The organism is Acidisoma sp. (assembly GCF_965199065.1).
Classification (GTDB): Bacteria; Pseudomonadota; Alphaproteobacteria; order Acetobacterales; family Acetobacteraceae; genus Acidisoma.
Genome location: NZ_CBDAQN010000003.1, coordinates 642,568 through 654,481 on the forward strand (window position 1 = coordinate 642,568; position 11,914 = coordinate 654,481).

General features: G+C 66.8%; 10 protein-coding genes. 4 read left to right on the forward strand and 6 right to left on the reverse strand.

Features of this window, described 5'->3' with window-relative positions:
- The first annotated feature begins 7 nt into the window (after positions 1-7).
- The 4 genes from ACOEQ1_RS11110 to ACOEQ1_RS11125 all read left to right on the forward strand — a co-directional run bounded on the left by ACOEQ1_RS11110 (position 8) and on the right by ACOEQ1_RS11125 (position 5,111).
- Complete coding sequence (locus ACOEQ1_RS11110) at positions 8-619, forward strand: lipocalin family protein (protein ID WP_419759312.1); 612 nt, start codon at positions 8-10, stop codon at positions 617-619.
- 95 nt (positions 620-714) lie between these two features.
- A complete protein-coding gene (glgC, locus tag ACOEQ1_RS11115; RefSeq protein WP_419759313.1) occupies positions 715-1,986 on the forward strand; it encodes a glucose-1-phosphate adenylyltransferase in 1,272 nt (423 codons plus the stop codon).
- A 5-nt stretch (positions 1,987-1,991) separates the two neighbouring features.
- A complete protein-coding gene (gene glgA / locus ACOEQ1_RS11120) occupies positions 1,992-3,413 on the forward strand; it encodes a glycogen synthase GlgA (protein ID WP_419760683.1) in 1,422 nt (473 codons plus the stop codon).
- A gap of 294 nt (positions 3,414-3,707) precedes the next feature.
- A complete protein-coding gene (locus ACOEQ1_RS11125; protein WP_419759314.1) occupies positions 3,708-5,111 on the forward strand; it encodes an amidase in 1,404 nt (467 codons plus the stop codon).
- A 315-nt stretch (positions 5,112-5,426) separates the two neighbouring features.
- On the opposite strand, the gene ACOEQ1_RS11130 is transcribed toward ACOEQ1_RS11125, so the two are convergent.
- The 6 genes from ACOEQ1_RS11130 to ACOEQ1_RS11155 form a co-directional block, all read right to left on the reverse strand.
- The gene (locus ACOEQ1_RS11130; RefSeq protein ID WP_419759315.1) at positions 5,427-6,476 is read right to left on the reverse strand and encodes an ABC transporter permease; all 1,050 of its coding nucleotides are present in this window, start codon (positions 6,474-6,476) and stop codon (positions 5,427-5,429) included.
- Positions 6,473-7,471: an ABC transporter permease gene (locus tag ACOEQ1_RS11135; RefSeq protein ID WP_419759316.1), complete on the reverse strand. Its 999-nt coding sequence runs from the start codon at positions 7,469-7,471 to the stop codon at positions 6,473-6,475. The genes ACOEQ1_RS11130 and ACOEQ1_RS11135 overlap by 4 nt, the downstream gene beginning before the upstream one ends.
- A complete protein-coding gene (locus ACOEQ1_RS11140) occupies positions 7,464-8,948 on the reverse strand; it encodes a sugar ABC transporter ATP-binding protein (RefSeq protein ID WP_419759317.1) in 1,485 nt (494 codons plus the stop codon). Before ACOEQ1_RS11140 ends, ACOEQ1_RS11135 begins: the two co-directional genes overlap by 8 nt.
- 69 nt (positions 8,949-9,017) lie before the next feature.
- Positions 9,018-10,043 (reverse strand): substrate-binding domain-containing protein, encoded by a 1,026-nt coding sequence (locus ACOEQ1_RS11145; RefSeq protein WP_419759318.1) that lies wholly within the window; start codon positions 10,041-10,043, stop codon positions 9,018-9,020.
- A gap of 67 nt (positions 10,044-10,110) precedes the next feature.
- A complete protein-coding gene (locus ACOEQ1_RS11150) occupies positions 10,111-11,040 on the reverse strand; it encodes a PfkB family carbohydrate kinase (protein WP_419759319.1) in 930 nt (309 codons plus the stop codon).
- A complete protein-coding gene (locus ACOEQ1_RS11155) occupies positions 11,037-11,906 on the reverse strand; it encodes a MurR/RpiR family transcriptional regulator (protein WP_419760684.1) in 870 nt (289 codons plus the stop codon). The genes ACOEQ1_RS11150 and ACOEQ1_RS11155 overlap by 4 nt, the downstream gene beginning before the upstream one ends.
- Positions 11,907-11,914: the final 8 nt, after the last annotated feature.

Here is an 11,914-nt window from a genome sequence, read left to right on the forward strand (position 1 = left end):
CTTCCGTATGATGGGCGGGTCCGCAGCGCCGCGGGCCGCGGCCACCCGCAGGACCTCGAAACTCACTGTGGCCGCGCTCGCCTTGCTCATTGCGGGGCTCGGTGTCGTCAGCAGCATTCGGCGATCGAACCGCCGCCCGCCGTCGCGAAAGTTGCCGCCGCCCGTGCCGGCCAAAAGCGTCGACCTCGGGCGCTATCTCGGCAAGTGGTACGAGTTCGCGCGCTACGACACCTGGTTCGAGCACGACGACGAGGGCGCGACGGCGGAGTATTCGCTGAGGCCGGACGGGCTGATCCGGGTCGTCAACGCGAGCCGGAGAGGCAGCCCGACGGGCCGGCTGCGCTGGGCGGAGGCGCGCGCGCGGGTGGTGCCTGGTTCCGGCGACGCCCGCCTCAAGGTCGCCTTCTTCGGTCCGTTCTTCATCGGCAACTACTGGGTGCTCGACCACGCCGATGACTACAGCTGGTCCATCGTCGGCGAAGGGTCGCGGCGCTACCTGTGGATCCTGACCCGCGCGCCGGTGCCGGAAACCGATGTCCAGGCCATGCTGATCGAGCGCGTGGGAGGCCTCGGCTATGACACCGCGATACTCCATCTGACGCAGCAGCCCCCTGGCTGATCGGGCTATCGGACCCCTCCGGAGCCATGCTTGCGCTGCATGCAGCCTTCTGTTCCCTTACACACATTAAGCTGGCGTAAGGGGAGGAATAGAAAATGCTCGAGAAGGTAAAGCCGGTATCGCCTTTATCGCGTACTGCCATGGCCTACGTCCTGGCAGGCGGGCGCGGCAGCCGGCTGATGGAAATGACGGACCGGCGGGCCAAACCTGCCGTCTACTTCGGCTGCAAATCCCGCATCATCGACTTCGCGCTGTCCAACGCGCTCAATTCCGGCATCCGCCGTATCGCCGTTGCAACGCAATACAAGGCGCACAGCCTGATCCGCCACATGCAGCGCGGCTGGGACTTTCTCCGCCCCGAACGGAACGAAAGCTTCGACATCCTGCCCGCCAGCCAGCGCGTGAGCGAGACACAATGGTATGCCGGCACCGCCGACGCCGTGTTCCAGAACATCGACATCATCGAAAGCTACGGGCCGCCGGAGCACATTGTGATCCTCGCGGGCGATCACGTCTACAAGATGGACTACGAGCCCATGCTGCAGGAGCATGAGGACAACAACGCGGATGTGACGGTCGCCTGCCTGGAAGTGCCCAAGGCCGACGCCTCGGCCTTCGGCGTTGTGGGTGTCGATGGCGACGACCGGATCATTTCCTTCCTCGAAAAGCCGAAGGACCCGCCGACCATGCCGGACAACCCGGCGATGTGCTTCGCGAGCATGGGCATCTATGTCTTCAGGACCCGGTTTCTGTTCGAGCAGCTGCGGCGGGACGCGGCGGACGAAAACTCGAGCCGGGATTTCGGCAAGGACATCATTCCGTACCTGGTCGAGCACGGCCGCGCCTACGCTCACCGCTTCAACGCCTCGTGTGTGCGGACGGATGCGCAGTCCGAGACCTACTGGCGGGATGTCGGCACGATCGACGCCTACTGGCAGGCGAACATCGACCTCACCGACGTGGTGCCGCCGCTCGACCTCTATGACGCAAGCTGGCCGATCTGGAGCTACGCCGAACTGACGCCGCCGGCGAAGTTCGTCCATGACGTGGGGGAACGCCGCGGCGAGGCGGTCGCGTCACTCGTCTCGGGCGGCTGCATCGTGTCGGGCTCGCGGGTCAGGCGATCGCTCCTGTTCACCGGGGTGCGCGCCAACTCCTTCTCGACGATCGACGGCGGCGTCGTGCTGCCATACGCCAACATCGCGCGCAACGTGCACCTCACCAATGTCATCGTCGACGCCGCAGTAAACATCCCGGAGGGGTTGGTTGTCGGCCAGGACCCGGAGCTTGACGCAAGGCGGTTCCGGCGCTCGGCGTCGGGCATCTGCCTCATCACCCAGCCGATGATCGACGCTCTCGAACGATGAGCAAGCTGCAGGTCCTGGCCGTCACCTCCGAGTTCTATCCGCTCATCAAGACCGGGGGGCTTGCCGATGTCGCCGGCGCCCTGCCCGGCGCGCTGGCGGAGGAAAATGTGACGGTGACCACGCTGCTGCCGGGCTATCCGGCGGTGCTGGCGGGGCTCACCTCAGCGGAGCCTGTGCGGACGATCGACGACCTTTTCGGCGGCCCGGCGACGCTGGTGAGCGGCCGGGCGGGCGACGCGCGGATCATCGCCATCGACGCGCCGCATCTCTATGGGCGCCCCGGCAACCCGTATCTCGACGATCGCGGCGCGGACTGGCCCGACAACGCCCAGCGCTTCGCGGCGCTGGCGCGGGTGGGCGCGGACCTCGTCCGCGGCCTGATCCCCGGCTGGCAGCCCGATGTGGTGCATGGGCATGACTGGCAGGCGGGGCTCGTGCCCGCCTATCTGCGCTTCACAGAAGGCCGCGCCGCGCCGTTTGTGATGACGATCCATAACCTCGCCTTCAGCGGCCGTTTCCCGGCGGCGCTGCTGCCCGCGCTCGGCCTGCCCTGGTCGTCCTACACCATTGATGGTGTCGAGTTCTGGGGTGGAATCGGCACCCTCAAGGCCGGGGTGCGGCTCGCCGAACGCGTGACGACGGTATCGCCCACCTACGCCCGCGAGATCTGCACGCAGGAGGGGGGCGTCGGGATGGACGGCCTGCTGCGCTCGCGCGGGTCGGATCTTCGCGGCATCCTCAACGGGATCGACACGACCGTGTGGAACCCGGGGAAAGACACGGCGCTGACGCAGACCTTCACACGCAAGACGCTGGAGAAGCGAGAGGCGAACAAGGCGGCGCTATGTGCGCGGTTCGGGCTGAAGCCGGACGCGCTGCTGTTCGGCGTGGTCAGCCGGCTGACGACGCAGAAGGGGCTCGACCTGCTACCGGCAAGCCTGCCGACCCTGAGGCGCCTTGGCGCTGGCATCGTCATCCTGGGCGCGGGGCAGCCGGAGCTGGAACAGGCAATCCAGGCCGCGGCGCGGCCGGGCGAGATGGGGCTCGTCCTCGGCTATGACGAGAACCTCGCCCACCTGATCTACGCCGGAACGGACGCCCTGCTCATCCCGTCCCGCTTCGAGCCCTGTGGACTGACCCAACTCTGCGCGATGCGCTACGGCTGCCTCCCGGTGGTGACGCGGGTGGGCGGATTGGCCGACACTGTGATCGACGCCAACGAGGCGGCCCTTGCGGCGGAAGTTGCGACCGGCTTCCAGATGCCCGCGGCCGATAGGGTGTCGCTCGACCTCGCGTTGGAGCGCGTGGCGACGGTTTGGGAGGACCTCGAGGCCTGGGAAAGGATGCAGCGGAACGCGATGAAGGCGGAAGTCGGCTGGGCGCGGTCGGCGGCGCAATACGCCGCGCTGTTTCGCGAGCTGGTGTAGGCTACTTCAGCCGCACCACGACCCTGGCGATGTCCCCGCCACCGTGGCGCGCATGCGGCTCCCGGACGACAGCTCCCGGTGTTCTGGATTACGGCTTGAGCAGGTTGCTGACGAAGACGTTGAGTTGGTGCCGCGCGCCTGTTGGAGATGCCCCGACCGGTATCGCGGCAAGAGCCAGTGCTCTCCACGGAGGCGGCGGACGAACCAACGCATCCGGTGGTTCGTGTGGCGGTTTCTTGCGGCGCGATGAGACCTCATCCAGGATGGAGCGCCAGCGCCTGCCAGGAGAAGCCTATGCCGGACCCTATTGCCTTCGAGCAGCTTACGTCGATCTCCGACCGGATCCGCCGGCGTGAGGTAACGTCCCTAGCCGCGACGCAGGCGACGCTCGACAGGATCGCGGCGCTCGACAGCACCTATCGCAGCTACACGACGGTGCTGGCGGAGCGGGCCATGGCGCGGGCCGAGGCGGCCGACCGCGAAACAGCGCAGGGCATCTGGCGCGGCCCGCTGCATGGCGTGCCGATCGCCGTGAAGGATCTGTGCAACACGAGTTTTGCCCCGACTGGCGCCGGCACCGCGATCTTCAGGGACTGGACGCCCGATCACAACGCGACCGTGGTGGACCGGCTGGAACAAGGCGGCGCCGTGATCCTCGGCAAGCTCGGCATGACCGAGGGCGCCTATACGAGCCACCATCCCGACAACCCCGGCCCGCTCAACCCCTGGAGCAAGACGCATTGGGTCGGCTCGTCCTCGACCGGCTCGGGTGTCGCGACCGCCGCCGGGTTTTGTTTCGGGTCGCTCGGGTCGGATACCGGCGGCTCCATCCGCTTTCCCTCGGCGACCTGCGGCCTGACGGGCATCAAGCCGACATGGGGCCGCGTCAGCCGGCACGGAGTCTTCCCGCTCGCCGCCTCGCTCGACCATGTCGGCCCGATGGCGCGGAGCGCTGCCGACTGCGCGGCCCTGCTGGGGGTGATCGCGGGCGCCGACCCCACGGACCCGACGACGTTGCAGAACCCGGTGCCGAACTACCTCGGGTGGATCGGCGACACGATCCGCGGCGTGACGATCGGCATCGACCGCCGCTTCATCAGCGACGAGATCGACCCGGAGGTCGTAGCCGCCGTTGCCGAAGCCGAGCGGGTGCTGGTGAGCCTCGGCGCGCGCATCCGGGAGATCGCCTTCCCGCCGACCGACAAGCTCGTGCGCGGCTGGATCCCGTTCTGCTCGGTCGAAACGGCGCTGGCGCACCGAGGCACCTATCCGGAGCGGAGCGCCGAATACGGGCCGGATCTGGCGGCGCTCATCGAGCAGGGGCATGCGGTGAGCGGTCTGGAACTCGGTGAGATCTACCACGAGCGGCTCGCGTTTTCCGGTGCGCTGAAGGACGTGTTCGAGGATGTCGACCTCATCCTGGTGCCGACGATGCCGGTGCCGACGCCGAGCCTCGCCAAGATGGGGGAGTATGGAAAGGACCCGAATCTGCTGCTGCGGATTTTGCGCTTCACGGCGCCGTTCAATTTCTCCGGGAGCCCGACGATCACGCTGCCGAACGGGATCGACAGGCAAGGGATGCCGCTGAGCATGCAGCTTGTGAGCCGCCATTGCGCCGAGGACCTGCTGTGCCGCGCAGGCTATGCCTTCCAGGCGGTGACCGACTGGCACACGCGCCGGCCGGCATTGGCGGCTTGATGCGACCTACGCGAGCTGGCGGGCGGCGAAGGTAAAGTCGAGCTGGATTGTGGACCGCCCGCACGTCGCGCCCGACACGGCGCGCGATTTCGCGGATCGACAGCGGCCCCACTCCGGTCATTGCCTGGATGATCCCCCAGCGCTTGTCGGAGATCAGCTTCCAGGCGTCCTCCAGCCGGTCGAAATCGATCCGGGCAGCCGGCTCGGCGACTCCCGATGCGACGGCGCGGGAAATCGCCGCTCGCCGCTGGTCATGGCTCTGATTGCGCGGCAGCCGCCAGATCACGATCTCAGCAAAGGTTCCGAAAGCACCTATTACCTTCCTGCGCGCGCCGGCAGGTAGGGCCTCAGCCAGGCCCAGGTGCGGCCGACGCCGGCCACGCTCAACAAAATCGCACCCCACAACGCTAAACTCAGGAACTGGCTGATGTTGAGCAGGTTGGCCGCCGTCGACACCAGCTGCAGAATGACCAGCGACAACACCAAGCCGCTGACCTTGCCGAAGCCGCCGGCAGGGTCGATGCCGCCCAGCACCGCCGCCAGGATCGTGATGAGAAGATAGCTCTCGCCATAGGCGGCGTTGGCCGAGTTGAACCGCGCCATCATGAGCAGGCCAGCGATTGCCGACAGACCTGCCGACAGCATGTAGACCTTCACCAGAACGCGGCGGGTGTCGATGCCGGAATACCGCACCGCCTGCAGGTTCGAGCCCAGCATCGCCACGATATTGCCGAAGGGCGTGCGCGTCAGCAGCACCCCCACCGGGATCGCCACCAGCACGAAGACGATGACCACCATCGGCACGCTGAACACCGAGCCGTTGCCGATGAACACCATGAAGGGCGGGAACCCGGCGATGACGCCGCCATGGGTGAGGCCGATGGCGATGCCCTTCACCATCGTCATGGTGCCGAGCGTCGCCAGAATGGGCGAGACGCCGAGATAGGCGATCACCACACCATTCAGCAGGCCGATTGCGCCCGCGACGCAGAAGGCCGCCGCCAGCGCCGCGATGTGCCACGCCAACATGCTCGCGCCGCCGCCGCTCAGGCCGAAATGGGTGAAGACGTAGGCGGCGGCGAGGGCCGAGAGGTTCGCGGTCGCGATGATCGAGAGATCGAGGCCGCCCGACAGCAGCGGGATCATCATGGCGAGCGAGAGCACGCCGAGCTCCGGCAACTGGAACGCCATCGAGCGGACGGCTGCTCCGTTGAACAGCCTGTCGCCGAGCAGCAACGCGAAAAGCACCAGCAACGCGGCGAGCAACGTCAGGAGCCGCAGCAGCACCGGGCTCAGCGCGACGCGTCTCACGCCCGTCTTGACCGGCGCCGGAGGCGGGGCGCGGGTAATAGCTTCCGAATTCATGCCATGACCCTCCGCGCCGAAGCGCGATGACGCTGCCGCTCGACCGCGAGCGCACTCACCGCGATGAGGATGACGGCGCCCGTGAAGCATTGCGACCAGTAGGACTGCACGCCGAGCAGCAGCAGCCCGTTCTGCAGGAAGGCGAGCAGCATGACGCCGAGAATGGTGCCGAAGACGGTCCCGACGCCGCCGGTGAGGCTCGCGCCGCCCAACACGACGGCGGCCAGCACATCGAGTTCGCGACCCACCAGCGCGTTGGGCGAGACCGACTGCGCATACTGCGCCTGGATCAGCGAGGCCATGCCGGCGACGAACCCCATGTAACCATAGACGAGCAGGTTGAGACGGAAGACCCGGATGCCGACGCGCTTGGCCGCCTCCACGTTGCTGCCGAGCGCATAGATCTGACGCCCGATATTGGTGCGGGTGAGCAGAACGGCGGTCACCACGAATGCGCCGATGAGCCCGATCATCTGCAGGTTGAACACGTACGGGTTCTGCTGCGCGTCCGTATAGACGACCCAGTTCGCTCCGTTCACGAACCAGTCCGGCAACTGGAAGATCTCGTTGCCGTGCGTGAAGAACATGAGCAGACCGAAGAACACGTTGAGCGTTGCGATGGTGACGATGATGCTGGAGAGACCGAGCGTGCCGATGAGCAGCGCGTTGAGCAGCCCACACGCGATGCCGATGACGGCCGAGATGGCGATGACCTCGATCCAGCCGACGTTGTAGTGGTTGGCGACGGTCATCGCGATGTACTGCGCGACCGAGGCCGTGGCGGTGAAGGAGATGTCGATCCCGCCAGCGATGAGCACGACCAGCAGCCCCGCCGCCAACATGCCCGAGAAGGCGTACGAGGTGAGCAGATCAAGCATGTTCTGGGCAGTGAGGAATGACCGCGTCGTCATGGACAGGAAAACGACGAGCGCGACGACGACAAGCAGGAGCTTGCCCTCATGGCTGTGCAGAAGACCGCTGAACATCTTAGGCATCGATGGCCTCCCGCAGAGCGGTTTCGGAGATCTGCGCGGGCTGGAACTCGCCGCGGAGACGCCCGCCATGCATCACCAGGATGCGGTGCGAATGATACAGCACCTCGGGAATTTCGTCCGAGATCATCATCACCGCCATGCCACTCGCCGCCAGCCGCTTGACGATGGCGTAGATGCCGTCCTTGGCGTTGATGTCGACGCCGACCGTCGGGCTGTCGAGGATGAGCACGCGCGGCTGCGTCGCCAGCCACTTGGCGAGCACCACGCGCTGCTGGTTGCCGCCGGAGAGGGTGCGCACCGGGTTCTCGGGGTCGGACACCTTGATGCCGAGTTGCTCGATCCAGTCCGCGACCGCGCTCCGCTTCTGGTCCATGCGCAACAGGCCGAGCGGCCCCGCGAGCTTCTCGAGGATCGAAAGCACGATGTTGGAGGCGATCGGCTGCTCCAAGACCAGCCCGAGCGAAAGCCGGTCCTCGGACACGTAGGCGATGCCCTGGTCGATCGCCGCGCGGTTGGAGTGCAGGGCAACCGGCGAGCCGTTGAGTCGGATTTCGCCGCTGTCGGGCGGCCGCATGCCGAACAGCGACAACGCAAGCTCGGTGCGGCCCGAACCCAGCAGCCCGATGACGCCGAGAATCTCGCCCTGGCGGAGGTCGAGGCTGATATCCTCGAAATCTCCCGTCCGCGAAAGATTCCGCACGGAGAGCACCACGGGCGCGGCTGAGAGATCCGGCACCGCGATTTTGTAGTCGAATTCATGGCCGGTCATCAGCGAGCCCAGCCGGCGCGGCGTCATCTCCTGCGCGTCCCAGGTGCCAAGCTTGCGCCCGTCGCGCAACACCGTGACGCGCTCCGCGATCTCCAGCACCTCGTCGAGGCGATGACTGACGAAGACAACGGCGATGCCGCGCCGCTTCAGTTCGCGGGTAATGCCGAGCAGCGTGTCGACCTCGGTGCGGGTCAACGAGGCCGTCGGCTCATCCATGATGACAAGCCGCGCCTCGGCCGCCAGCGCACGGCAGATGGCGACGAGCTGGCGCTGGGCGATGGAGAGGTCGCCGACCTTCGCCTCGGGGTCGAGCGACACGCCGATGCGCTCGATGGCGGCCACAGCCGTGGCGCGGATGCGACGGCGATTGACCCCATGCAGCCCGTTCAGATGCTGGGCGAAGGCGATGTTCTCGGCGACCGTAAGATCGGGGAACAGCGACAAATCCTGGTAGATGACCTGAATACCGATGCGCGTACTGTCGGACGGCGTCAGATGCGGATATTCCACACCGTCGATCATGATGACGCCACCGGAATCGGGCGGCTGCACGCCCGAGATGATCTTGATCAGCGTCGACTTGCCGGAACCGTTCTCGCCGGCGAGGCAATGCACCTCGCCGGCGTCGATGGTCAGATCAACATCCGCCAGCGCCGTAACGCCGCCGAAATGCTTGGAGATGCCGGTCATCTCGATGAAAATGGGCAAGCGTCAGGCCCTCATGTCGAGCGAGGGCGGCATGATCCGCCCTCGCTGTTTCACCATCAAAGCCCGGTTTCAGAGCCCGGTCTGGGCAATGATCTGGTTGATGTTCGATTTGTCGAAGGAAAGGATACGGTCGACGCTGATGAGCTTGTTCGGCGCATCCACCGTCGCCTTGCCCATGCCCGGGATCTCGATACCCGTCTCGATCTTGGCGCCCGTCAGCACAAGGCTGGCGACGGCGACCATCGCGTAGCCGGCATCCTTCGGGCTCCACAGGAAGCCCTGGCGGATAACGCCCGCCTCGATCAGCGGCTTGCCCTGCGACGGGATGATCGTGCCGACGATCGAAATCTTATGCTGCAGGTGCTTCTGGCGAATGATGTTGCCGGCGCCGATCGGCCCGTTGGAGCCGAAGCCCAGAATGCCGCGAACATTCGGATAGGCCTCGATGACCTGGGACGTCACCTGCTCCGAGGTGTCGATCTCATCGGCGCCCGGGAAACGCGACGTCGCCAGCTTCATGTTCGGATAGTTCTTGAGCTGGTAGGCAATCGCCGCATCGGCCCACTTGTTGTGCAGCGGCGTCGTCAACGTGCCGACATAGATGACGTATTCGCCCTTCTCGCCCATGTCGCCGGCGAGCGCCTTCATCTGCATCTCGCCGAAGACGGTGGAATCGAGCAGCTCGACATCCCAGGTGCGGCCGTCCTGGTTGGGGCCTTCCTGGGTGATGACGATGATGCCTGCCTGCTGCGCGCGCGCCAGCACCGGGGCCAGCACCTTCACGTCGAGCGGCACGAGGCCCAGCACATCGACCTTCTTGGCGATCTGGTCCTCGACGAGGCGAACCTGCTGCGCGGGATCGACGTTGACCGGCCCTACCATCGACGTGTTGATGCCGAACTTCTGCCCGCCCTCGACGAGGCCCTCGTTGAGGAAGTTGAACCACGGCACGCCCTGGATCTTGACGACGGTGGTCATGTTCTTCTCGGCAGCCGCACGCGCGAGGCGCGGCACGCCGGCGGCGGCGAGAGCGCCGGCACCCAGAATTCCCGCCGCGCGGCGACGGCTGATCGGCATTTCGATGATTGTCTTCATAACTTGGCTTCCCTGTGTGATCGTTGCGATCTTTTTATCTTGTCCAGGCACGGAAGTTTCTCTGTCGTCACACCTCCGCCAACAATCGTTCGACCGCCTGCGGCCCCAGCCCGGCGCGCTCCTCGGGCGGCGTCGCCACCACAAGTGCAGCCGCGGCATTCGCATACCGCGCCGCGTCGCGCAAAGGGTCTCCGGCGGCCAGACGGGCGCCGAGGGCACCGGCGAAGGCGTCTCCCGCGCCATGAGTGGAACAAACCACAACATCATGCGCCGGGACAGTGGCATGCGCGCCATCCCGCTCCGCGATAGCCAGACCATGACCGCCGGCCGTGACGATCACGCAGGGCACCAAGCCAAGCAGCGCGCGAGCCGCATGAGCGGCGCCCGCCGCGCTCTCCACCGGAGAACCGCAGAGCGCCTCGGCCTCCACCGCATTGACGACGAGAATGTCGACCCGCGTGAGCAACGCCAGCGGCAGCTCCCGCATCGGCGCGGCATTGAGAATGACGCGCGCGCCACCCGAACGCGCCGCCTCGGCCGCTGCGACATTGGCCGCCTCCGGCACCTCATTCTGCAGCAGCAGCCAATGCGCGCCACCGATGAGCGCTGCCGCCGCCGCCACCGCTTCGCCTCCGAGCGACAGATTCACGCCGGAGACGATGACGGCGCCGTAGTCGCCATGCGGCTCGACCAGCGCCACGCTCACGCCGGAGGAAGCACCGGGCACGACCCGCACCGCCTGCGTGTCCACCCCCTGCTGCTGGAGGTGCCCGATGAGCCGGCGGCCGAAGTCATCCTCGCCGACGGCGCCGATCATGCCGGTGCGGGCGCCGTGGCGCGCGGCCTCCACCGCCTGGTTGCCGCCCTTCCCGCCCTCCTTCAGCGACCAGCCCTGCCCGACCATGGTCTCGCCAAGCCGTGGCCGGCCCGGGGCCTGGACCATGATGTCCAGATGCAGGCTGCCGAAAACCACAACGTCCACCGGGTGCCCGCTCATGTCGCGTGCCGCCCGCGCGACGGGGAGACGGATGCCATCGTGCGCCGCAGATTGGCCTCGGTGGTTGTCAGATCGCGCTGGGCGACGGCCACGAAGAGCGCGTCGAGGATGTTGAGCTGGGCAATGCGCGCCGCCGCATTCTCCCCCGTCAGCGGCGAGCCCTGGGCCGTGGACGCGAGCACCACTTCGGCCATACGCGCGAGGCGGGAGGCCGCGTGGTTTGTGATGACGATGGTGCCGGCGCCATTCGCTCGGGCCAGCGCGATGGCGCGGATGATCGCCTCGGTTTCCCCCGAGTGCGAGAAGCCGACGGCCACGTCCCCAGGAGCGAGCAGCGACGCCGACATGCGCATCATATGGGTGTCGTCGAAGACCGCCGCGCGCACGCCGACGCGCAGGAACTTGTGCGCCACATCACGGGCGATCTGCGCCGAGCCGCCGAGGCCGTAAAAATCCCGCTGCCGGGCACCGGCCAGCAGATCGGTGGCAGCGGTGAAAGCGCCGACATCGAGGATGGCGAGCGTCTCCTCCAGCGCCTGCACGGCGGTGCGGAAGACCTTCTTGAGGATTGTGGCGGCATCGTCGCCCGCCATGAGCTGCTCGTGAAGTTCGGCGGTCGGCAGCTCGTTATAGGCGGCGATTTGGCTACGCATCTCCCGGAAGCCGGCAAAGCCGAGCTTCTTGGCGAGTTTCACCACCATGGCCTCGGAGACGGCGGCATCCCGGGCCACATCGGCCAAGGCAGTCTCGGCGTTGAAGCGACGGTCGGTCAGCATGAGGTCGACGATGCGCGTCTCCAACGCCGTCAGTTCCGGCAGGCGAGAGCGGATCGCCGGGCCGATCTGCCGCGGATCGCGGAGCGACATCTGGTTCA